The following is a 24,313-nucleotide window of genomic DNA, read 5'->3' as shown; positions in this document are numbered from 1 at the left end:
ACCGTTCGCCGTATGGGCGGGGCGTCAGAAGCGCAGTCTGACGCCGGTGGTCACGCTTTCCTGGTGATCGTCGCGGCCGGTCTGCGAGGCGACCGAGCTGAACAGATCGAGCCCCGTCGTCAGACGATAGGCGAGGCCCGCTGCGGCGGTGCCGACCAGATCGGCCCGCGCCGCGCCCAGTGCGGTCAGGCCGAGCCCGCCATCGGCATAGCCGGCGACCGCGTCGGTACGACTGCCCTTGATCTGGTAGCGCAGACCGAGCGACACGAACGGCCGTAACTGTGCTGCCGAGCTGTCGCTGCGTGCGAAGGACAGGCCGGCATCGGCGAAGCCGGCGACGTGGCGATCGCGCGCGACGGTCAGCGCGAAGGCACTGCCGCCGGCCTCGCCGACCCCCTCACGCGTGGTCCGGACCAAAGTGAGCCCGGCGCGCGGCCGCAGCGTCCATTCGGTCGATAGGCCGAGATCGTAACTCACCGACAGATCGCTGACCCAGCTATGCAGATCGTAGCGCGCATTGGCCGACGTCGCGCCGGGCAGTACGCGCGCGGTATGCGCTTCTCCACCGTCATACAGGATGGAAGCGGTCGCCCCAAACCCGCCCGGCGTCAGATAGCGGCCATGGATGCCCGCGACGAAGCCGTCGAGCTTGGTCCGCGCCGCCAAGGCGTCGATCTGCTGGCGATCATTGAGATAGCCGGCGAATCCACCGACGCTCCACGTCGCATCGCCGATGCCGATGCCGCCGAGGAAGCCGTAGCTCTGGCTGCGAGCCGATGCCGTGCCCGCCTTGGCATCGGCCCCCAGCCGGTGCCAGCCGCCCAGCATCTGCGCGAAGGTATAGGGATGCACCTCGTCGCCGCCCGTCGCGAAACCGGGGCCGCGCGCAGTGGCCGACAGCGCCAGCGCATTATCGACGCCGATCTGGCTCGCCGAAGCATAGGCCTCCGGCGTGATCCGCGCAAAGGCCGTCGGATTGGACGTGCCGTTGGCGGTCAGCAGCGACGGCAGTGCCGCAATCAGTGTGCTGCCCGGCCCCTGTGCCACCAGGGCGCTGTTGGCATAAGCGATGCTGCGGCTGACCTGCGGTGCGAAGGCGGCATTGTCCAGGAACTGGCCGAGCAACTGGATGCGGTCCCCGCGCTGAACGATGAAGCCGAACAGTGAATCCGGCTTGAGGATCGTCGTATAGCTGCCGGTGATCCCGCCGCTCGCGGTGATCAGATCGTAGGAGGTGCCGGGGCGCAGCGTGCCGCTCGGGGCGAGCTGCAGCGTCGCGCCGGGTGCGATGGCGACCTGGCCGTTGACGACGAGCTTGTCCGACACGGTTGGCGTGATCTCGAACAGCGACAGCGATCCGCTCTGGATCGCGACATTGCCGTTGACCGTCATCGTCCCCGGCGAGGCGCCGGGGCTGAGGATGCCGGCGACGGTGACGTTGCCGTTGACCGTCCCTGCCGAACCGAAGGTCGCGCCCTGACGGACCAGGAACTGCGTCGCCGACAGCGTCGATCCCGACAGGCCGACAAGTCGACCGCCCGACATGTCGACAGCACCGAAAGCGGCGGTGCCCGACACGGTGGCGAAGCCGCCGCTCATCGTCAGCGCTTCGACGTTGGCGACCGAGCCGAACGCCACCGGTGCCGCCTCGCTGCCGCCCGAGACGGCGATCGTGTCGCGACCGGCGCCGCCATCCACCGAACCGGCGAAACGGCCGGCGATGGTCAGGCGATTGTCTCCTCCGCCGAACTGGATCTGGCCGGCGGTCAGCGTGCTGCCCGCCAAAACGGCGAGGTTGCCGCTGCCGCTCACCCGGTCGAAGGCATAGGTGCCGGCGAGCGCCAGCGTGCCGGAGCCTTCCGTGGTCAGCGTCTCGAAACCGGTGAGCGCATTGGTCAGCGTCCGGTCGCCGGCGAGCTCGATCGTGGCGCTGTCGCTGCCCGCGCCACCGGCTACGGTGCCGAGGAGTGTGCCGCCCGCGGCAAGGCGGAAGCTGTCGTTGCCCGCCCCCAGGTCGATGACGCCGGCGAGCGTGCCGCCGTTGCCGACGGTGAGCTGCTGGTCGCTGGTACCGAAGGCGAGGGGGGCACCCGCCGTGCCGAGCGTGCCGGTCACGGTCAGCGCCCCGCCGGTCAGCGACACCTGTTCGAACCCGGTCGCGATGCCGGCGAGCGTCACCGGCGCGGCATTGGTGAAGGCCAGCGTATCATTGCCGGCGCCGCCATCGTAGCGGCCGCTCGCGCGGGTGGTGCCAAGCGCGAGCGTGTCGTCGCCGCCACCGAGCGTCACCGTCGCGATGTCGCCGTCGACGCGCAGCGTCTCGGCGGCATCGGATCCGCTCGCGCTGCCGATACCGTGGCCGGCGAGCGTGAGATCGATGCCGGTGCCGATCAGCGCCAGGCTGGTGAAATCCTGGTCGAGCGTCAGGCGCAACGTGCCCGTACCGGTGACGCCGAGCCGTTCAAAGCCGGTGCGCGCGCCGATGCCGCTGCGGTCGCCGGCGAGCGCGACGGTATAGAGATCGTCACCGCTGCCGCCGTCGACGATGCCGGTGACGCGGCTGCCCGCGCCTTCGACGAATGCGTCATTGCCCCCGCCGAGTGCGACCGAACCGAGGATCGTGCCGTTGTTGACCACCGTCTCGCCGGCATCTGTGCCGGTCAGCGCGATCGGGCCGCTGGTGGCGAGCGTCTGGCCTGCTTCGACGGTGACCGTGCCGCCGCTGACGCCGATCGTGTCGAACTTGAAGCTGCCGAGATAGCTGACGTTGCCTTGGCCGATCTGGCTGAGGCTCTCGAAATTGACGAACTGGTCGGCGTTGACCGTCCCGCCCCCGGTCGCGTCAACGATCAGGCCGTCGATGCCTGCGCCGCCATCGACGGTGCCGATCAGCGTCGCGCTTGCGAGTTGGAGGAACGTGTCGTTGCCGGCGCCGAGGAAGACGTCGCCCTCGATGCGGCCACGATTCTCGATCCGGTCGTTGCCGCCGCCCAGCGCAATCGAGCCGGTGATCGTGCCGGTGTTGACGATGCGGTTGTCGGCATTGCCGAGCGTCTGGATCGCGCCGGCGAGATAGGGCGTGCCGAGATAGATAGAGAGCGAGTCGGAGGAGGCGAGGGTCGTGCCCGCCCCGCCGCGGATCGTGCCGGCATTATCGAGGTCGAGCCCACCACGACCAAGGATCGCGGTGGATAGCGTACCGGTCGCCTCGATCACGCCTCCGCTGGCGTTGGTGATCCTCGCCGTGTCGGTGATGCCGGTCGCGTAGCGGACCGCGACGGCCGGAATGCTGCCACCGAATATCATGTCGGCTGCGGCTGCCACACCGCCCGCATTGGCACGGATCGTCCCGCTGTTGGTGAGCGTGACGGCCTGTTGGTTGGGTAGATCGCCGAAAGCGTTCAGCGTCACGGCGTGGCCGCCCAAGGCGCTTGCCTCGATCGTGCCGCTGTTATCTAGCATGACGGTCGCGGCGCCATCCTTGGCAGAGGTATAAGCCGACAGGGTAACCCCGTAATCATATCCGGTGATCGTGCCGCTGTTGGTGATCGCCAGCGTCAGCGGTGCGGGCGGCGATCCGGTATCGACCGGAGCATAGGGATCATAAGGCTGGTAAGCCTGGAGCGAGGCATAAAGGCCGCCGCCCGTGATCGTGCCGCTGTTGGCGATCGTCGTCGCTTGATAGCCGGACAGGGACACCGTGCTCCGCGCCGGACCGTTGGTGATCGTACCGCTGTTGACGAAGGACGGCGTCGCATAAAGCGACAGCGCTGGTCCCGTCAGCGTCTCCGAACCCAGCGTGCCGGTGTTGATGAAGCGGCCGACGGTGCCGGAGAACCCGCCGCCGATCGTGCCGGCGTTGGTGAAGGCGGCGAGCGTCGCATCGCTGTAGCTGGGATCCTGGGTATAATAATCCGTACCGGTGAGGACCGCACCGGTCAGCGTCGCGCCGTTGACGATCGCGCCGTCGCCCGAGATCCGCAGATAGTCGGCGAACGGCGCCGCGGCACCGATCGTCACGACGGTGTCGGCACCGAGCGCGCGCACGCCTTCATGCTCGAAGTTGATCGCGGTCAGTGCGCCGATCGCCACGCTGCCACTGGTCGAGCGAGCGTGGATATAGATGTCGTTGCCATCGCCGCCATCGATCGTGCCGCTGACCCCGGCAATGTCCTCCATGGCGACGAACAGATCGTCGCTGCGACCGAAGCGCAGGTCGCCGGCGATCGTGCCGCCGCGCGCGATATAGACGGCGGACGCATAGGCCCGCCCGCCGCCAGACGCATAGCCGAGATCAACCGAGCCAGTGATCGTGCCGGCATTGTCGATCGTGCCGCCCGCCAACTGGATCGCCTGGCCCGCACCGCCGACGATGGTCCCGCCGGCGAGGTTGGTGACGGTGGTGCCGTAGGAGCTATAGTCGGACAGGCCGATCGCGGCGGTCGCCGAGCTCGCAAGGCGGCCGGAATTGATGATCTTGGTGCTATAATACCCGATCTGCACCGCATTGCCGGCGACGTCGATCGTGCCGCTGTTGGTCAGGGTCGTGGCATTGGTCACGCCCGTCGCGGGCGCGCCGCTGGCGGCCTGGAGGATCGATCCGGTGTTGGTGACGCTGTCCGCACCCGACACGCCGGTTGCAGCATCGAGCGTGATCGTGCCGCTGTTGGTGATGCTCTTGCCGCCCCCGATCGCCGCAATGCGGCTGTAGATCGTGCTTGACCGATCGCGAACGGTGATCGTGCCCGCGTTGGTGAAACTGTCATTGCTGCCCAGCGCTACCGCAGCATACGGATAGGAGCCGGTGTCGGGGTGATCGAGCGTCAGCGCGCCACGGCTGGTGATGGTCAGGCCCTGGGTGGTCGGCGTGGTCTCGCCCGGTGCGATGGCGAGGGACGTTACCTGGATCGCCGGCTGGCTGCTCGTGGTGATGACGGCGTCGAGATCGACGGTGCCACGTCCGCCAAGGCTCAGCGGCGCGGTGTAGAGAGCGGCGGGTGACTGGGTGGCGGCACCCGTCAGGGTCAGCGTCACGCCATCGTACAGGTCGTAGCCGATACCGGCGAAGCCGGACGGCATTGCCAGCGTCGTCGTGGTGTCGGCACGGACGCGATAGCGCAATAGCGAATTCGCCCCGGTCACCGTGCCGGTGATGCCGGTGATCCGGCCGCCGCTGCTGCCGGCGAGTTCCGCGACCAGCATATCGCTGCCGCCGAGTGTCAGATCGCCGTTCACCACGCCGCCCGCCAGCGCGAAGAAGCGGTTGGCATTGTAGCTGCCGTTGGACGACGAGCCGGTCAGCCGGACGTTGCCGTTGATCGTACCGGCATTGGCGATCGTGGCGTTGAACAGCGACGTCGAGGCGCTCGCGACCCCGCCGTCGATCGTCCCGCCGGCACGATTGTCGAGCACGCCATAATAATCGACCAGCACGCCGGTGCCTGTCGAACTGATCGTGCCGGTGTTGACCAAGGTCGACGATATCCGCGCACCGGCGGTCGCGCCCTCGATCCGGCCGCTGTTGGTCCAGTTCGATCCCGACGAGCCCGACAGGATCACGCCGGTGCCGCCGGTCGAGCGGATCGTCCCGGCGTTGGTGAAGTCCGGCCCGGACAGCGACACTGCGGTCCCCGTCGCAATGATCGTGCCGCTGGCGGTGTTGACGAAGCTGCCCTGCGTCCTCGACGACACGCCGTCGCCGGTCGCGGTGATCGTGCCGCTGTTCTCGAACCGGGTGACGTAGGATCCGATGGCAACCGCTGCAATGCCGGTGACGCCCGCGGTCGTGCGGATAGATCCGGCGTTGACGAAGGTCGAATAATCCGATGACGAGAAATCCGAACCGACGAGCACGGCCTGCGCCGTCCCCGACAGGCCGGTGCGGTTGATCACCGTACCGCTGCCGTTGACCGCCAGGATGCCGGGAACGGCAAAGCCGTCCGCCAGCGTGGCCGTCGTCTTGGCATCGGGGGCAAGGCCCAACTGCTCGAAATTGGTCGGCAGGGGAATGGCCGCCGACAGCGTCGTATCGCTTGTCAGGCGGAGGCGGACCGTATCGGTACCCGTTCCTCCGTCGATTGCGCCGGTGATCCCGGTGACCAGCCGCGACCCGTTCCAGCCCGCGACAAGCGTATCGTTGCCGGCCCCGAAGGTCACCGCACCGTTGATCGTGCCGGCACTCGAATCGATCGTGCTGCTACCCGCGTAGTTGGAGTTTGCGGCAATGACGACGTTGCCGGTGATCGTGCCGGCATTGGTGAGGTTCAGATAGGTCGTGGCGCTGATCGCCGTCGTGCCTGCGGTGATGATGCGGCCGGTCGCGGCATTGGCGATCGACAGCGTGTCGCCGCTGATCGCCGCACCTGTGCCGCTATTCTCGATCAGGCCCGTGTTGGACAAAGCGTCGCTCGTCCGCAGATTGGCGAGCGTTGCGGCACTGCTCGCAGCGGTGATCGTGCCGCTGTTGCTGACCGTGGCATAGGAGACGGCGCCATTGCCCCAGTCGACCGCGCTGCGCGTGCCGCCATCGATCGTGCCGGCATTGGTGAGCGTTCTCACCGGTGCGCTGATCGCGCCGATCAAGCCGGTCGCGCGATTGGTGATTGCGGAGAAGACCGCATAGCCGGGCGCGGTCGACAGCAATGCGATGCTGCTCGTCCCGGTCAGCGTGCCGCTGTTGTCTATCGTCGCATAGGCATAGCCATAGCCCGATCCGGACTGGCCGACGACGACGGCGTTGCGACCAGTGACGGTACCGTCCTGCGCGACCGTCAGTGCGAGATTGGCGGTCGTATAGCCATAGCCGGTTACGGGGGCCTGCCACAGTAGGCTGATGCCCGGTTGCGCATTGCCGTCGACCCGCCCGCCGACCTTTACGTTAACCGCCGAGCCGGAGGTGGTCGACGGCAGCGCCACCGCGATGCCGCCCTGCACCACCGCGCCGACGGGAACGAGGACGGTAGTGCCGTAGGTGGCCACCTTGAGACCGCTGGTGACCGTGCCGGTGCAGGTTGTGGTGGCGTCGGTTTGGGTCGGATCGGGTGCGCATTGCGCAAAGGCCGGCGTTCCCACCACCATCGACAGCGCCATTCCACTGGTCTGCAAAGCACGCACCCGCACCCGCTGCGCCGACGCCATCTTCCCGATCATGTAGAACCCCCCGGTATTTACGGGGTTTGCTACGATGCAAGACAGAATTTGTCTAGAAGATAATGAGGCTGATCCTTTAACCTTACCTTCATACTTGCTGCGTCAAATATATTCTTTCTCGGTTAGCCTCGTCATAAGCTGCGTTATGAACAGGTTGCAACGCCGTATTCTTCAATGATTAAGTATGTCTGATGATACATTAATCAACCGGCGTAGTGTGCTCGGGATGTAGGCATATGGATGCTGGCGGGCCCGACACATTCATATTTTGCCCAAACATATCGATGCGGGTGCGATACCGGTTCAACGGATCGGTGAAGGCGACTACGTGATAGGTCGTCTTGCCTTCTGTGGATGGGGTAATCGAATAGCCATCCGTTTCCTGCACCGCGGTCGTCTTCAAAAGACGGGCCATGCACTCGGCAACCGCAGCGGTATCCGCATCCGTCAACATGAGGCTCGTCGCATTCTTCGGTTGGGTGACCTTCTCGACACTGCCATCGGAGCTGGCGCATGCGGACAGGATCAACGCCATGATCAGGGGTAGTGCGGTTTTCATCATATCTCTTTCACACGCTGCGCAATGAGCCTGGGTCGAGGCTGCTGGAAGCAATGATTGCATTATCAGGTGATAGCGGGGTGCGTCACAGAATATCCAAAGGCTCGGCAAGGCTGCCAATTTCGGGGCCATGTTTGCGATACTCTATCCGGTCACGCGTCGAGCGAACCAATCAATTCGTCATCTAGATAGAATTGCGCAGTCGCCGATAACCCACGATCAAGCGAAACCCGTTCTTGGAATCCCGTGAGCGCCATCAGCTTGTCGACCTTTGGTGCTCGACGCTTTACGCTTCCTGCGGGCGAGTCATGCAGGATAATTTCATCCGAGATATTGCGCCCGGCCATCATGGCCTTTCCCAGTTCAAGCATCGTGATCTCTCGGGTACCGCCGATATTTACGATCTCATTGGCACAGGCTTCCGCCTCCGCCACCATGATCGTCGCGCGCACGGCATCATCGACGTACAGGAACGATCGGGTGTCTTCATAACCGAAGAGTTCGTATCGTCCTTCCCTCATACGGGCGTAGAAATCCGGCACAACATGCTTGTCGCCCATCCGCGGGCCATAGGCATTATGATAGCGGATGATCGAAAAGGGCATGGCATGGACACGGCCGGCCTGTGCAGTCACTACCTCGCCGTGCATTTTTGAAATCGCGTACGACCAGCGCGGATTGGTCACATCGTCGATCGATAAGGGAACGTCTTCCGCAGTAGGAACTGGCCAGTCGAAGCGAGTGACCGTCGACGCGTAGGATTCGCTGGTACCGGCGTATAAAAAACGCCGTACACCGGACTGACCGTATTTTTCTGCGAGCAACATTGTCGGCAGGGTGCAACAACGAATGACATCGAGCGGCCGTTCATAGAAATTTTGCGTGCCGTTCAGTGCGGCAAGGTGAAAAACAGTGTCCACATCGTCCGGGAGTCGGTCTACCTGATCGGCTGCAGATAAATCAGCCTCGATAAACCTGACGTTCGGACGGGCGACCAGTTGTTCGAAATGGGCGTCACGTTCGCCACGGACAAATGAATCGACGGCAATAATTTCGGCATCGTCACGTCCGGCGAGCGCCCGTACCAGATGGAAACCAAGAAATCCTGCTGCACCGGTGACCAGATAGCGCGTCATGCGGACATTTCCTTGACGTTGAAAGCACCGAAGGCTCGGTAGGCAATATGTTCGGCGAGCTCTTCGGAAGCGAGCGTCGATTGCTGGTTCCACAGGTCGTGGATGATACCTGGAGCGCGCATCACTTGCGAAAGGGGGGCGAGCGGCAGCCTAGCAAAGGCTTCGTGATTGTTCTGCATCACGACCAAGGATGCGCCGGCGAAAGCATCCTCGACCGACGTCGCCGCCGCAACACCCATGTCGGTTATGGCATCCGGCGTAACGATCGGATCCCAACCTATGATCTGCGAGTCCGGGAAGCACCTGCGCAATGCCGACACCAGCGGCAGAAATAGGGATCCTCGCGTATCGTCGGTCTCCGGGCGTCCTTTGAACGCCGCGCCCAGGACGGCGATCTTCTCCGGCAACTGACCAAGATCTTCGAACGCGCGTTTGACCTGTTGGGCAACGCGAGCCGGCATGGCTTCGTTGAATTGACGCCCGGCTATTGCGAGCTTCGGGGTGTAGCCGCGCTGGGCCAGCCCCTCGGCGAGGATCCATGGATCCTTTTCCAGGCAAGGTCCGCCGACCGTCCCCGGCAACGGCAAATTAGCCCGGGCATAGCCCAGATTGCCGCTGGCAATCACTTCCTGTGCGGAAATTCCAACGGCGTCGCACATTTCGGCGACTTCATTGGCGAAGGCAAAGATGTAATCGCGTTGCGTGTTGTTGATCAATTTCACCATTTCGGCGGCTTCCGCGCTCGACACGCGTACGATCGATGGCGTGAGAAACGAAAAAAGCTGCGCCGCGCGGAAGGTCGCCTGATCGGTCATGCCGCCGACGACCTGGGGTAGGGTCCGCAATTCCAGAAGGGCGCGCCCTTCGAGGGTGCGTTCGGGGCAAAATGCGAGATCGTAGCGCTTGCCTGTGTCGTCAAGTATCGGCGCGACGACGTCACGCGTTGTTCCTACCCGGACGGTGGAACGCAGAACAATTAGATCGTCGTCCTTCAACTGGCTGCAAATCGCGTCCATCACGGCACGGATTGCGTCGAACTTGGTGCGCTTGTCTTCGCCAACAGGTGTGCCGACCGTGACGATATAGGCCGTCGAGCGTTCGCCGTCGGCCAAGTTATCTGAGAAGGTCAGCCGTCCCTTTTCAATCTGCAAGGCCAATCGCGCATTGAGTCCTACTTCCGAAAAATGGGCGCGCTTAGTGTTCAGGCACGCCAACACCTCCGGATTGCGTTCGACGCCATGCACGCGATATCCAGCATCGGCCATCGCTACCGCGAGAGTTAAACCAACATAGCCAAGCCCAATGATGGTAACGTTGGTATCCGGAAAATTCTTTGGAAGCACGTACGGCCTTGCCTCATAATGGCCCCGTCACATGACCTGATCAGATGGTGCATGACCGCTGCAGCTGCACATCGACGGGTGCATAAGCGAGGAGCATGGCCCGTTGTACCCAGGTAGCGACCGAAGCATGTTTAGTCGTCTTGCGTCGAGCCAGCGCCCTAATCGGTTCCCATCCCGGTCGCAAGCGCTTCGGGCATGTCGGTCGTCACTCTGATTGATGCGGCGCATCATGCGCGATAGTCACGCGGCCGATCAAAGGGAAATCCATGGCAGTTTTTGGAATCAGGTTTGCGCATGGCGATACGGCCCAACTCGCGCAGCAGCTCGCGACGGCGGAGGTCGAACCCGGCCAAGGCGTACGCAACCTCATCACGCCTAACCTCGAGCATATAGTCCAAATGGTGCGTGACCCGGCGTTGAAGGCGGCCTATGACCATGCGTGGCTAGCGATCGCGGATGGCGTACCTGTCTATGCTTATGCCAGGTTACGCGGCGAGCCGTTGGCCGAGCGCGTTGCCGGATCGACATTGTTCGATCGCCTGCTGCCATTGCTACAGTCCGGGCGTCATCGCTGCATTTTTATTTGCCCGACCGACGACGTTGCCGATTTCTACCGCCGTTTCATGGTGGAAAAGGGGTTCGCCGGCGACGCCTATCGAACCATTGTACCTCCGTTCGGCTTCGATCGCGATGCTGCGCTGACGTTGCATCTGGCCGATCAGATTCGCGAGTTTTCGCCTACCCACGTTTTCTTCGGAGTAAGTTCGGTCCGATCGGAAATATGGGTTCATGCCAACCGTCGCCAAATGGGCGATTGCTATGTTCTGTGCGTCGGTGCCGCGCTGGAATTCACCGCCGGCATCAAAAGCCGTGCCCCGGTTCTCGTGCAGAAGACGGGCTTCGAATGGGCGTGGCGCTTTGCGCAAGAGCCAAAGCGCCTGTTCAGACGCTATTTCGTCGATTCATGGACGTTCCTTCGTGCCGTCCGTGACGACCTGAAGACCACCAAACGCTAAAGTACCGGGGGTCGACAGCGATAGCGTTTTGGCCCCCGGACGATCGGACGGCACCGTCGCGCGATCTAGCAGGTCAGGCTGTTGCTATGACGCCCGGCACTTGGGGATGTGGTACCGCCCGTTCCGTTCCTTGGCCGTTCTCCGGCAGAGCGAGGAAGGAACGTTTGCTGGCAAAGCCTGCGAGGAACCATGCGAACCAGCTCGATGTCGTAGCGAAGAAGACGCTTGAGATCACCGACAAGGTCAAGATCGCGATCAGCATGATTACCGATAGGTACGGTGTCAGCGATCCTTCCGCCGCGTTTCGAAGGTATATGCCGCGTACGAAGCTAAGAAAGAGGGCGAACGGCAGGAAGCCATAGGTGAACAAGATGTTTAAGAGTCCTGGCTCAAATTCAGGCATTTTTCCGCTGACCAAGGCTCCTACAAAAAATGACTGTGGATTGAGAAAATTAAAAATATCTGAGACAGATAGAACATGAGCCGCTGCCGAGCTATTTTCGGTTAGCGAAAAGACGTTTTCACCCACTGCGGCTACTATGAATACTAGCAGCATAGAAAATGCCAGTGTGACATCAAATCCTCGCTTACCGAAGAACCAGAATATGAAGGCAGCAATAGGCAAGGTGAGTAAAACGGCGCGTGTCAGGGACGCCATGATAATAATAAATAGTGCAGAGCAAAACACGATACGATGGCGCGGCCATGCAAAATAGGCTGCAGCTAATAATACTACACCAGCATAAGAAATAGATAGCGGATCACCGTACGATCCCACAAAACGAGGCACGGGTCTGCCGGAAATATAATAGTAAAAGTTACCATGGAGGCCGTCAATTATGGCGTCGCTGAATCCCTTTGCGTCAAGAATAAACGAAGCATAGGCAAGGTTGTCTCGCCACAGCTGAACCGGACCAATAATAATATTTAGAATTGCAAATATAAGAGCAGCAAACAAGTAGAACATTGTTGAAGTTTTAATTACGTATGCTACCGTAAAGTTTGATCTTCGACCGAAAAAACACCCGGAAAAGTATATAATAGGCGGAAAGTAATACATATAAAGGCGATTTGCGCTACTATAATCTGAATGAGTAGTCATGATGGCGATGCTGATAACTAGAACGGAGCCAAGGTAGACCAGTCCGCTCCATTCATAGCGACGAAGTTTAGCTCCAAATCCGATGTCGACAATAAACCCAAGGAAAAAAACTCCAAAGACGGCATACTTTATATAAATTATCTTCAGAGCTAGGTCTGGATCTGCTAAATTCTTGTGAAGCCAAGATGCAATAACATTATCGGCTAGGTTCAATATTATTAAGAACGCCAGTGCGAATTTTAAGAAGATGTCAGAGCGCATGGGTAATTATGGCCGCAAGGGTTTAAGCGACCGAATGCCGGTCTGTGGAACTAGACGCAGGTCTGTCAACCATTGCTGACCAGTTACCTCGTCGACGGGATTGCCGGCTTGAACGACAAGCCATTGTGCGGGGCAACCTTGCGACGGAACGGCAAAACCGAAGGTCACGGCATGACCGGCGTCGGTGATTTCTGGCCAGCGCAAGGACGCCATTGTATTGTCGGCTCCAAGACATTGCAGCACGAAACTCGGCCGATCGGGTTCAGCACCTCGCACGTTCCCGATCATTGCGGTAATCCGGTAGGATCCCGGCCTTAGCATGAGAAGCTGTCGCGCCAGCGGCCCGGCCCGGCCGCCACGATTGACTAGCAGCAGCGCCGTTTGACCGGCGGGGTTGCTACCGATCTCGGCGGACAATTCGTCACTCTGCGTCAGGTCCCAATCGAATGGAGGCAGCCCGTCAGATCGCGCGAAGCTTCCGTTGCGTAGCAGGGGGGAGGGCGTCCGTCGATCGCCTACCGCATCGCGATACAGCGTAAACGCAAGGTCTGGACGGCGTGCCGCTACCAACCGGTCAAGCGCCAGCTTGATAAGCGGCGCTTCTTCCGTGTTGGCGAGATTGAAGTGCATTGCACGGACTAGAACCGCAAAGTTTTCTGGGCCGGGAAAGTTGGCGAGAAGGCCACCGTAATATTCCTTCTGCCATGGTGGCCGGGTTTCCAGCAAGCGGGCTACCGCCTTTGCCACCGCCGGCTGCGCGCTTGCAGCGAGCAATACGGGGAGAAATTGTACCCGATAGGCATCATTAACACGAAATAGATGATCGTAGGAGCGCAGCGCGCGAGGGATATCGCCCGCTGCTACCCAATGTTCAATTAAATACATTTCCGTGAGCGGATTGCGTCTCGAAAGAAATTCGCTGTAAGCAACGGCAGGCATGACGTTGATGCCAGGAGCAAGCACCTCGCGGGCTGACGCCAGCGTGATCGCCGCGTCGCTGCTAAGCGGACTGATCCGTAGCGCGCGTATTGATAATGCCTGCGTCCGTTGCGCCGAAACGCGATCGAGCTTGGTCACGGAAGCCAACGCCTGCGCCTCGATTGCGCGATTGTTGCGGCTATCAAGCCGGGCGGCCAGCACCGGATCGATACTGGTTAGCACTGTCGAGGCCGTGATCGTCAGGGTGAACCACGATGCGACCACCGTGGCTGCGACGATAAACGCCACACGCCACTTAGTAGTGAGGCGAAACGCGGACGGCTGGTCAGCCGACATGGCGTCATCCTTTCTTGCCGGCGGTGTCACCATAGGCGTAGCCGTAACTATAAGAATAGCCGTAATCGGCACGACGATGATCAAATTTAGTCAGCACTGCGCCGAGCAGATTGACCTTGGCAGAACGCAGTCGGTTAATGGCGGCATGGGCCATGCCCTTCTGACTGCTGTGCGCCTGAACTACAAAGACAACCCCTTCGACATGGCTGCCAATCAAGGCAGCGTCTGCCAGGCCAAGCAGCGGCGGGGCATCGATCACGATGTAATCGAAATGGTGACGGGTTTCGGCTAGTAGATGGGTCAGGCGTCCATTTTCCAGCAATTCTGGCGTGCTGGGCGGATTAGGGCCGGCGGTCATGAACGACAGACCAGTCGCCGCCGAATCCCGCAGCAACGGCGCGTGATCCTCGCCAGCCAGATAATTGCTGAGGCCTTTCCCGTTTTCTACACCGAACATGCGGTGCAGCGCCGGCCGCCGCATGTCTGCATCGATCAGCAGAACGCGATTGTTCGACCGGGCCAGTAGATTAGCGAGCGCATAGGACGTCGTCGTCTTGCCCTCCGACGCCCTAGTGCTCGTCACCGCGATAACCCGGGGGAAACCATGGTCGGTCGCCAGCGACAGTGTCATGCGCGTCGAATTATAGGCTTCGGTGAGCATCGATTTGGGATCGCGCAATGCCTCGGCGATATCGCCACCGTTGTAGGTCGGGATTGCCCCCAAGAGCGGCACGCCGAGCTCGTCGGGGATCTGCTGCGGATCGGAGATCGCCTTGTCGAGCTGTTCTTGGAGCAGCGCGATGCCGAAGCCCAGCGCGGCGCCACCGATAATGGCGCCGAGCAGGATCAGGAACCCTTTCGGCCACGACGGCTTGATCGGTAATTCCGCATCGTCGACAATCGAAATGTTGTTGGCGCCGACGCCGCCCGCGACGCCGATTTCCTTGAAACGCTGCAGCAAGGCATCGTACAATTGGCGGTTGGTGTCCACGTCGCGTAGATAGATATTATATTGGATACTGCGCCGGCGCGTATCGAGCACGCCTGACTTCAGGGCGTTTACCCGCTGCGTTAGCAAGCTCTCCCGCTCCGCCGCAGCTTGATATGCTTGTCGCAGAGTGCCGCCGACGCGGGATTCTTCGGCACCAATCGAGCGATCAAGTTGATCGATCTGCGCCTTGATTTGACGCGCCGGTGGATAATCCGGTTCGAATTGCGTCATCAGTTTGGCATAGTCCGCGGCTTTGCTGGCACGTTCTTGGCGCAGCGACGAAATCGCCTGATTGTTCAGCCCTTCGGTTGCCTGACTGGCAGGAACGGCCAGACGGCTCTGTGCTGAGATCCGCGCTGCGGTGGCTGTTGCCAATTCTGTATTGAGCGTTTCCAGATTGGTGTCTGCAAGCGAACGCTCGCTGGTCATTTGCCCGTCGCGCGCGCCGTTCGATCCTGGGAGGTTTACGATACCCTGTTCACCGGCGTAGCGGACCAAGTCGCGCTCGGACTCATTGATACGCTGGCGCAGTTGCGTCAGTCGGCTCTGCAGGAAGTTGCGTGCATAGGCCGTCGCGCCATAGCGGCGTTCCAGTGTCGCGCGGATGAACCCTTGCGACCAAGCGTCGGCAACGCTTTTCGACAGTTTCGGGTCGGGGCTGACGAAGCTGATGCGCACCAGCCTCGACTGGCGATCACCGCTGACTGACACATGCTTGAGCAGGATCGCGCCCGCTGACCGGATACGCAGCGTACGTGATGCCGGGGTAAAACGATCACCCTGCAGCCATTCGGGGCTGGCTCCACCCATCTTTTCAAAAAAGTCGCGACTGTCAAAGAGGCGGAGGCTGGTGGCCACCCGCTCAGCAAGCGATTGTGCTCGCAACAGGCCGTATTGCGTTTCGTAAAACTCCTGGTCGACCATCATCTGCTGCGCCTGCGAGCTGATGGACACGAGATTTTCATTCTCGCGTTTGATCTCGATGAGCGATTCTGCTGTGTATTGCTTGGTCGCGAGCAATGTGTAGGTCAGGCTGATCAGGACGATAATGCCGATCACCGCCAAAATGGTCAAATACCGGCGCCTCAGAAGCGACAGTAGTTGGAACAAAAGATTGGCCTTAGAGGTCGCGGCGGTCGCATGAACCGTACCCGCACTAGGCGCCAGCGTAAGGGCCCCTTCGGGCCGATCAGTGATATACATATATGCTCGCCTTAGCGCTGGATCAGGGCAACCAGCGGGGCAACCAGTAAGCCGGAACCTTGCAGGAAGGTGCGGAAGGTGCGTGCGCCACGGTCTTCACTGACGAGAACAAAGTCATTCGCGTAAACCTCGGGATCGGCATACATGCCTTGGCGGATAGCCCTCACGTCATACAATGCGGCCATTTGTTTATTGTCCACCTGCCGGAATACGGTGACGTAACTCAAATTTGCAAATTCGCCCGCCCCTTGTGCTTGCGCGATGGCACGCATCAAAGTCAGTCTGCCGTTAACTGGATAGAGTCCTGGCTTGGTGACTTCGCCATCAACGGTGATCGTCTGGTTTACAGTATCAACACTGACCGTGACCTGCGGATCGCGGACATAGCGCCCCCGAAGGCGTGACGCAATTTCCTGAGCCAGCTGATTGGACGAGCGGCCCATAGCCGACATGGTCCCTATCAGCGGCAGCGCAAGCGTCCCATCAGCTTCGATCTGCGTCGTGCGGCTCAATTCGGCCACGCCGTAAACGTCGATCGTCACCTTATCGAGCGGGCCGATGAGATACGAGCGTTGCTGAAGTAGCAGGTCCTGGCGTGCGGGCGGCGGGAGTTCGCCGGTCGACACAAGCTCCAGCCCTGGACGACCTACAAACTTCGGGCCGGCACAGCCTGCGAGAGTGGCCATCATCAGTGGCACTATCAACGCAAGAACTCGCATGAATTTGAATTTCCTGAGGACAGATTCTGAATTAGCCCGTTGGAGCCGGACTGCATTCCGGTCGCTCAAGCCACGCGGCGGCCTTATGCCCCGAGGCATCGCCGTAAAGCAAGGCATCAATGGACGGCATGACATCAGCTTGGCAAGGGATCGTTGTGGACGCCGTATAGTAGGAAACAAGACATGTGGACCCGCCGTCGAACCCTTGCCGGGCTGATCTGCGTCAGCGCCAATCCGCTCGTCGGGTGCGGTGAGCAGAGGGCGCAGGCGAATGTGAGTGGATTGCCTTCGCTCATCGATACGCTCCCATCCCGTATCCAGGCCGAAGTGCGTGCCGGCCGTTATAGCGGCGATTTGTCGGCCGCACTGCGCGAGGCGATCGAAAGTGGCCAAAATTTTGTCATTCCACCGGGTGTCTTCCCATTCGCAGGCGACATGGTGGAACTTCGTACGACCGGGCAGCATATCGTTGGCACCGGGGGTATATTGCAGCGGCTTGCCAAACATGATGGGCTTGGCTTGTTGGTATCAGCGGACGGTGTCCGTCTCGATGGCTTGCGGCTGAACGGCGAAGCGCCGGCGACGCTGCCGAGCCATCATAGCGATATGGTCAAGGTCACCGGTGCCGGTTGTGCAATCAGCGATCTCACTATTGTCGGTTCGCAAGGCAGCAACCTACGCATCGATCGCGCCAAGCAATGTACGGTTATCAAGGCAAGGCTGACCAACGCGTATCAAAATAATATTATTATTTGCAATGGCGGCACGCAGGACGTGCGTATCGTGGATGCCTATTGCGATGGAACTACAACTCAGAACAATATATATGTCACGGCGAGCGAAGGTGGAGTAGAAAATGGTGAGCATGTATCTAACATTCAAATAGTTAATGCACAATGTTTGAATTCTGCAGATACGGGAATTGAACTGGGATATCATTGCTTCGACAGCAAGGTCTTGGGGGGGAGGGTGGTCAATAGCGTCAGTCCGGGGCTTTTGCAGCGGGACGGCCGGCGCAATTTGTGGAAATCAGTGACGGTTCAGAACCGTCCCCTCCGCCTGCAGCATGCCAATTACGATGGCGTGGCGGTAATGCCGCAATGGGAGCCGGCTACGTGGGACAGCGATAGCCGTTTCGAAGCCATCGTCGTCCAAGGCCATACTACGCGGAGCGCTTTCTACTGGGGGCAGAGCGGTATTCAAAAACTAGACTGCCGAGCTGATGCCTTCGCGCTCGGCGAGCAGCCGCGACCCGCCGATCGTGAACGTTATGGCAGCGGGGACATGAAGGCTGGCGACGTTTCCCACATCAGGATTTCCGGGGGCAGCATCAAGGGGTATATCGTTGGAGACAACTGGAATTTTGATGCGAAATTTTACAATCGGATAGGTTGTTCCACAAAATCAGTGGAAATTAGCAACTGTAAGACAGTATTCAACCTGTATAACGTGGCAACGACTGCATGCGCCATTGTAGACAACGACGGTGAGGGCAATTTTGGGGAGGAAATAATCCTAGTAAAGGCGATGCTCGTTCCTGACGGCGCGCATCCGGATATCGGGCTGATCTATGATGGCAACAAATTCGGTAAGACGACAGGACATCCTGCGCTCAAAATTCTATTGCCAGAGGGCGTGCGGTCGGCCGATGCCGTGCTTTTGTCGCGCAACAGTCGCTTCGTCGGCGTTCCGGCGGATGGCATGACGCGCCTCGCCGTCGGAAGCGCCGCTACGGATGCTTACCGTCTCCAAGCCGAAGGCGGGGCGATCGACATTTCGGTCACGGCCGGGCGGTGGATGGCTCTGGCAGGCAGTCCGTCACGACTTCGTGCGTCACGCGGACGGCTTGAGGTAGCTGTTGAAAACGGCATGTTGGTGCTGCATCAGCAGGGTGCATTGGGCCAGTCCCTGTGGGTCAAGGTGTCCGGTCCGGGAATAAGGCCGGCTCAGCCGGCCTGAGCAATGTTGCTGCGTACGGCAGAAAGGCCGAATATTGTCTGCGATCATGAGGCGAAACAGTCGCCGCCGTTCCAGGCCCCGCGGGATATCCTTGCCTTGGGGTAGTCAATGGCTTGCCGACCTTCGATCGCATCCGAGGTTGGCGATCCTGCTGGTCTTTGTGATACTATGCGCTCTTGGTGGCGGGGTCGCGCGATGGGACGCAATGTCCCTGCTCTATGTGCGCCCCGCGGCCGTTCTCGCGATCGGACTATGTGCCTTGGTACCGGGTGAATGGGATTGGCGCGGCCTGCGGGCATTGCTCCTGTTGCTATCGCTTTTCGCTGCCACGATTTTATTGCAGCTCGTCCCGTTGCCGCCCGCTTTATGGGCGGGATTGAGCGGTCGCTCCGACTACATTCAAGCCGCGGCGATCGCAGGCATTCCCCAGCCGTGGCGTCCCATCAGCCTGATGCCGTCGCGGACCGTCAACAGCCTGCTGGCGACGCTGCCTGCATTTGCAGCGCTCGTCGCGATGGCCGGTATCCCGCGGGCTAAATGGCAAGTGATCGCGGATACAGTGCTGATCATCTGTTCTGCGAGCGCGATTTTGGGGACGTTACAGTTTGCTAGCGGCGGCCTGTATCCTTATTCGCCGTCGGATACTGGCCTGCCGATCGGATTGCTGGCCAATCGCAATCATCAAGCCTTGTTGTTGGTGATCGGCATCTTGTTGCTGGCGCAATGGGGGGTGCGGCATGGTTGGGCGCATCGTGCCGCCTATATCCGGCTCGGTATCGCGCTGGTCGGAATCCTGTATTTTGCTACCGCGGTCTTGTTGACGGGGTCGCGCACCGGTCTGATCCTGGCCATGATTGCGGTGATTGGCATCATCGGTATCGCCCTGATCCACATTTTGCGTGGTCGCCAGCGCCGTCGGGCGCGGGTGCTTCCTTTGCTGTTGCTGACCGTATCACCGCTCGTGATGATCGGGTTTGCAGCATATATGGCGCAGGACTCGGGTTTCATGCGGTTGAGCCGATCGGCAGGCCAGATCGGCGAGGACATGCGTTTCCTAGCTTTGCCGACGATGCGCGATATGGCCTGGCATTATTTCCCTTGGGGAACAGGATTTGGCAGCTTCGATCGCGTCTTCATGCAATTCGAACCCGAATCCCTTGTCAAGCGCGGCTTCTTCAACCGGGCGCATAGTGATCCACTTGAAATTCTGATCACCGGTGGCTTGCCGGCGTTGTTGGTAGTGGGCGCATTCCTGCTGTGGTTCGGCCGTACTGCGATAGCTGCTTTCAAGGAGGAGCGGCACGAGCGGATGTTCCTGCGGCGGACGGCGACTTTCGCTCTGGTGCTATGTTTGTTGGCCAGCATCGTTGATTACCCCTTACGCACGCCGCTCCTCACCGTCGTTGCAGTTATCTTGCTCGCGTTGGGCCGCGATGCCACGTCCCCCGGCAGGGCGGTCGCCGGCAAGATTGCCCGGACCGACCGTCGGAAGCGCAACACCGCACTGGGAGTGGGCGCTTGATCGTTCATGATCTGATCCTGGCCACCCGTCGGGCCAAGCTTACCGGTATCGAACGTTTCGCGATCAACGTCTTCGAGGCCGCCCGAGCGCGGTCCGACGATGTCGTTGCACTGGTGTCGCCCGGTTCTGCGCTGTCGGGTTCGGCCGATGTCATCACGGTAAGCTCCGCTTTGCGTGGTTGGATGGCGACGGCGCGCTACCTTCGTCACATCAAGAATTGCCAGGGGCTGGTGTGCGCAGCCTTCCCCGCTGGACCGTCGATGCTCACCTCTCGTACGCCGATCGTACGCGTGATTCACGACGCTTTCGCCTGGAGCCATCCCGAAAACATCACTTTGCAGGGAAAGATGATGTTTGCGCATTGGGAACGCTTGATGCTGCGCCGCTATGATCAGGTTTTTGCGCCGACGGTAATCGCGCAGGAAGACCTCCATCGAACCTTCCCCCATGCGACATTTCGAGTGTGCGGTAACGCGCCCGGGCTTGATTGGGCGATGGAAGCCGCTGCTCCCGTTGCCGGGCTGGTAGAGGGTGGCTTCCTACTGGCCGTTGGGACGATTGAACCGCGCAAAAACTACGAGCGGTTGATCGCGTTATCCCAGCACCCAGATTGTAAAATTCCGATCGTCGTCGTTGGCCGTGCCGGCTGGGGGGAATCGGCAGATCGATTGCGCGCTGCCCAAAGCCAGCCGGACGCACGTATCTGCTGGCTGGATGACGTCGGCGATGCGGAACTGCGATGGCTGTACCGTCATTGCGCTGTCTTTGTGTCGCTCTCGCATGCGGAAGGATTTAATATGCCTTTGGTGGAGGCAGGGGTTTCCGGTTGTCGAGTCATTTGCTCGGATCTGCCCATCCATCGTACAGTAGCGCCATCGTGGGCGAACTTCATCAAACCCACTGCGTCCGATGCCGACATCGTCGCGACGGCCGTCGCGTCGGCAGCGCCCGGTGCGTCCCCGCTAGCGGACTATCGACAGCAGTTCGACTGGGCGGCGGTTGCGCAGAGGATCGAGGCACCGTTGCGAACCAGAATCCTCATTTAAGCAGCGTTGGCTTAGCATATATAGCTGGTATGAATGCATGCGCGATGCGAGAGCGCATGTTGCATGCGGCCGGCCGGTTGCGGCAGTCTAGCGATTTTTAGCAACATGCTAGACTGATCGTCATTATTCTCTATCAGGCGTCACGCTTATGCCTAGTGTCACGCTCAACACCGGCCGTGCGTTTCCCGCCGACCCAGCCGTCTCAATTCTGGACGCTGCGCGCCATGCGGGTATCGTACTGGAATATAGCTGCCGCACTGGTCGTTGTGGAATATGCAAAGCGCTTGTCAGTGCAGGTGAAACCGCCGTGTTGCGGCCCGAAGGTGAAAGTCTGGATGCAGAGGAAGCGGCAAGCGGGCTGATTCTGACCTGCTGCCGCAGTGCGGTTGGTAACGTCACGCTCGACATTGAACCGCTCGATCGGCTTGCCGGTCTTGAGGTCAAGACTATGCCGGCACGCATCCTTTCGATCGACAGGTTGGCGCCGGAAATCGTGAAGGTCGTTCTCAAGACTCCTCCGGCAACTCCGATGCGCTTTCTCGCCGGACAATATGTCGATGTGATCGTCGAAGGTGTTCGCCGAAGCTATTCGCTCGCGAATGCGCCGCAGTCTAACGGCTTTCTAGAGCTAATCATCAAGCGTTATCCCAACGGCCAGTTGAGCCATTATTGGTTCGAACGTGCCCAGGTCAACGACCTGTTGCGAATCGAGGGGCCGTTCGGGACCTTCTTTTTGCGGGAGGAGCGGCCGCATGACCTGTTGTTCCTTGCGACGGGTACCGGTATCGCGCCGGTGAAGGCGCTGCTGGAGGAAATCGCGACTGACCCGGAGGCTGCCGCGCAGCATCGTATCCGTGTCTTCTGGGGTAATCGCGAGGCGGAGAATTTCTGCTGGGATCCTGTCAGCTTGGGGCTTGATATCGGTTTTCACCATCTCCTTTCCGGAATCGATGACGGATGGAACGGCAAGCGCGGCTATGTGCATGACGCAGCCGTTGCCGACGGGTTTGATCCCACCGACACCGTCGTCTATGCGTGCGGCTCCAACGGCATGATCGCTTCTGCCCGTGATCTGCTTACATCCCGGGGACTTCCGTCCCGCCGCTTCTTCTCCGATGCATTCGTCAGTTCGAATTGAGGTGTAACCCCATGAAGGCAGTCATCTTGGCCGGCGGCCTTGGCACGCGCTTTGCCGAGGAAACCAGTCTCCGCCCCAAACCGATGATCGAGGTCGGCGGCCGCCCCATCCTTTGGCACATCATGAAGATCTATTCGGCGCATGGGGTCAACGATTTCGTCATCTGCTGTGGCTACAAGGGCTATGTGATCAAAGAGTATTTTGCCAATTACTTCTTGCATATGTCCGATGTTACCTTCGACATGCGCGGCAACGAGATGATCGTGCACGAGAAACGTGCCGAGCCGTGGAAGGTGACGCTGGTCGATACCGGCGACGACAGCATGACCGGCGGGCGGCTCAAGCGGATTGCGGACCACGTCAAGGATGAGGAATTCTTCTTCTTCACGTATGGCGATGGGGTCGGCGACATCGACATCGCCAAGTCGATCGAATTCCACCGCGCTCATGGCAAGCTCGCGACGATGACCGCCACCTATCCGCCCGGTCGCTTTGGGGCACTCGAGATCGACAATGGGCAGGTCACGCATTTCCTCGAGAAGCCCCAGGGCGATGGCGGCATGATCAATGGGGGCTATTTCGTGCTCAGCCCGAAAGTAATTGATTATGTCACGGATGACGACACCATCTGGGAGCAGGAGCCGTTGCGTGCGCTGGCCGCCGATGGCGAATTGATGGCATTCGAGCATCACGGTTTCTGGCAGCCGATGGATACGCTGCGCGAGAAGCAATTGCTCAACACTCTGTGGGACAGCGGCAAGGCGCCATGGCGGACGTGGTGAAATCCTCGGCTGTTCTGGTTGGCGATGTCAATCCCGCTTTTTGGGCGGGTAAGCGGGTGTTCCTGACCGGTCATACCGGGTTCAAGGGCAGCTGGCTGTCACTCTGGCTGCAACGGATGGGCGCGGACCTTACCGGCTTCGCGCTTGCGCCGCCTACCAGCCCGTCGCTGTTCGCCGAGGCGCGCATTGCCGACGGCATGACCTCGATCGTCGGTGATATCCGCGACCAGTTGGCGCTTGAGCGCGCATTGCTCGCGGCCGATCCCGAGATTGTCATCCACATGGCCGCGCAGCCGCTGGTCCGTGCCTCCTATGACGATCCGGTCGGCACCTATGCCACCAACGTCATGGGTACAGTGCATCTACTCGACGCGGTACGACGCGCGACCGCCGTACGCGCGGTGTGCGTTGTCACCACCGACAAATGCTATGAAAACCGCGAATGGGTTTGGGGTTATCGCGAGGACGAGGCGATGGGGGGATATGACCCCTATAGCAACTCCAAGGGCTGCGCTGAGCTCGTCACCTCCGCCTATCGCCGCTCCTTCTTCGGCGAAACCAGCCTCGTCGCGCTCGCCTCGGGCCGGGCTGGCAACGTCATCGGCGGGGGCGACTGGGCGGTCGACCGACTGATCCCCGACATTCTGCGCGCGGTCGCCGACGGCCAGCCGGTAGTGATCCGCAATCCGCTCGCTATTCGTCCGTGGCAGCATGTGCTCGAGCCGCTGTCGGGCTATCTGACGTTGTGCCAGACTTTGTGGCACGATCCGAGCCGCGCCGCGGACGCTTGGAATTTCGGCCCGCGCGACGATGATGCGTGGCCGGTCCAGCGGATTGTCGAGCGGATGTGCGCCTTGTGGGGCGACGAGGCGGGCTGGGTCCGCGACGAAAGCGTCCAGCCGCACGAGGCGAATTACCTCAAGCTCGATATCTCCAAAGCCCGCGCCGGGCTGCGCTGGCAGCCGCGCTGGTCGCTCGGCATGGCGTTGGACAGCATCGTCGCTTGGCACCGCGCTTGGCTGGCCGGCACTGACATGTACGAATATTGCAACGCCGAGCTGGAGCGCTTCGCTGGCGCCCGTCTCGCTTCCGACGCATAGGACTTGATTTCA

Annotated in this window: 15 protein-coding genes; 7 read left to right on the top strand and 8 right to left on the bottom strand. The window is 60.6% G+C overall.

Annotated elements, in window-relative coordinates:
- Nucleotides 1-24: 24 nt before the first annotated feature.
- The 4 genes from AC07UH_RS18170 to AC07UH_RS18155 form a co-directional block, all read right to left on the bottom strand.
- Complete coding sequence (locus AC07UH_RS18170; RefSeq protein ID WP_495181415.1) at nucleotides 25-7,149, bottom strand: autotransporter outer membrane beta-barrel domain-containing protein; 7,125 nt, start codon at nucleotides 7,147-7,149, stop codon at nucleotides 25-27.
- A gap of 199 nt (nucleotides 7,150-7,348) precedes the next feature.
- Nucleotides 7,349-7,708 carry a hypothetical protein gene (locus AC07UH_RS18165; RefSeq protein WP_495181414.1) on the bottom strand — a complete coding sequence of 120 codons (360 nt, stop codon included), beginning with the start codon at nucleotides 7,706-7,708 and terminating at the stop codon, nucleotides 7,349-7,351.
- Between the two features lie 152 nt (nucleotides 7,709-7,860).
- Nucleotides 7,861-8,844: an NAD-dependent epimerase/dehydratase family protein gene (locus AC07UH_RS18160; protein ID WP_495181413.1), complete on the bottom strand. Its 984-nt coding sequence runs from the start codon at nucleotides 8,842-8,844 to the stop codon at nucleotides 7,861-7,863.
- Nucleotides 8,841-10,187, bottom strand: a complete 1,347-nt coding sequence (locus AC07UH_RS18155; RefSeq protein WP_495181412.1) for a nucleotide sugar dehydrogenase — start codon at nucleotides 10,185-10,187, stop codon at nucleotides 8,841-8,843. Before AC07UH_RS18155 ends, AC07UH_RS18160 begins: the two co-directional genes overlap by 4 nt.
- A gap of 266 nt (nucleotides 10,188-10,453) precedes the next feature.
- On the opposite strand from AC07UH_RS18155, the gene AC07UH_RS18150 reads away from it, so the two are divergent.
- Entirely contained in the window at nucleotides 10,454-11,203 is a 750-nt protein-coding gene (locus tag AC07UH_RS18150) for a WecB/TagA/CpsF family glycosyltransferase (protein ID WP_495181411.1), read from the top strand.
- Between the two features lie 73 nt (nucleotides 11,204-11,276).
- Here AC07UH_RS18150 and AC07UH_RS18145 read toward each other — a convergent pair whose 3' ends face one another.
- From AC07UH_RS18145 to AC07UH_RS18130, 4 genes are read right to left on the bottom strand one after another with little or no spacing between them, the layout of a single operon-like run.
- Nucleotides 11,277-12,566, bottom strand: a complete 1,290-nt coding sequence (locus AC07UH_RS18145; protein WP_495181410.1) for a hypothetical protein — start codon at nucleotides 12,564-12,566, stop codon at nucleotides 11,277-11,279.
- Between the two features lie 6 nt (nucleotides 12,567-12,572).
- A complete protein-coding gene (locus AC07UH_RS18140; protein WP_495181409.1) occupies nucleotides 12,573-13,841 on the bottom strand; it encodes a hypothetical protein in 1,269 nt (422 codons plus the stop codon).
- A gap of 4 nt (nucleotides 13,842-13,845) precedes the next feature.
- Nucleotides 13,846-16,035: a GumC family protein gene (locus AC07UH_RS18135; protein WP_495181408.1), complete on the bottom strand. Its 2,190-nt coding sequence runs from the start codon at nucleotides 16,033-16,035 to the stop codon at nucleotides 13,846-13,848.
- A gap of 11 nt (nucleotides 16,036-16,046) precedes the next feature.
- Nucleotides 16,047-16,724: a polysaccharide biosynthesis/export family protein gene (locus tag AC07UH_RS18130; protein WP_495181407.1), complete on the bottom strand. Its 678-nt coding sequence runs from the start codon at nucleotides 16,722-16,724 to the stop codon at nucleotides 16,047-16,049.
- 213 nt (nucleotides 16,725-16,937) lie between these two features.
- Between AC07UH_RS18130 and AC07UH_RS18125 the strand changes: the two genes are divergently transcribed.
- The 6 genes from AC07UH_RS18125 (at nucleotide 16,938) to rfbG (ending at nucleotide 24,301) form a co-directional block, all read left to right on the top strand.
- Entirely contained in the window at nucleotides 16,938-18,713 is a 1,776-nt protein-coding gene (locus AC07UH_RS18125) for a hypothetical protein (protein WP_495181406.1), read from the top strand.
- Between the two features lie 205 nt (nucleotides 18,714-18,918).
- Nucleotides 18,919-20,235 carry an O-antigen ligase family protein gene (locus AC07UH_RS18120; protein WP_495181405.1) on the top strand — a complete coding sequence of 439 codons (1,317 nt, stop codon included), beginning with the start codon at nucleotides 18,919-18,921 and terminating at the stop codon, nucleotides 20,233-20,235.
- Nucleotides 20,232-21,281, top strand: a complete 1,050-nt coding sequence (locus tag AC07UH_RS18115; RefSeq protein WP_495181404.1) for a glycosyltransferase — start codon at nucleotides 20,232-20,234, stop codon at nucleotides 21,279-21,281. The genes AC07UH_RS18120 and AC07UH_RS18115 overlap by 4 nt, the downstream gene beginning before the upstream one ends.
- A gap of 148 nt (nucleotides 21,282-21,429) precedes the next feature.
- Nucleotides 21,430-22,419 carry an FAD-binding oxidoreductase gene (locus AC07UH_RS18110; protein WP_495181403.1) on the top strand — a complete coding sequence of 330 codons (990 nt, stop codon included), beginning with the start codon at nucleotides 21,430-21,432 and terminating at the stop codon, nucleotides 22,417-22,419.
- An 11-nt stretch (nucleotides 22,420-22,430) separates the two neighbouring features.
- The gene (gene rfbF / locus AC07UH_RS18105; RefSeq protein WP_495181402.1) at nucleotides 22,431-23,201 is read left to right on the top strand and encodes a glucose-1-phosphate cytidylyltransferase; all 771 of its coding nucleotides are present in this window, start codon (nucleotides 22,431-22,433) and stop codon (nucleotides 23,199-23,201) included.
- Complete coding sequence (rfbG, locus tag AC07UH_RS18100; RefSeq protein WP_495181401.1) at nucleotides 23,186-24,301, top strand: CDP-glucose 4,6-dehydratase; 1,116 nt, start codon at nucleotides 23,186-23,188, stop codon at nucleotides 24,299-24,301. The genes rfbF and rfbG overlap by 16 nt, the downstream gene beginning before the upstream one ends.
- Nucleotides 24,302-24,313 lie beyond the last annotated feature (12 nt).

This window comes from Sphingomonas sp. GW821-FHT04B01 (assembly GCF_059420425.1).
This window is presented reverse-complemented; position numbering and strand designations above follow the sequence as displayed.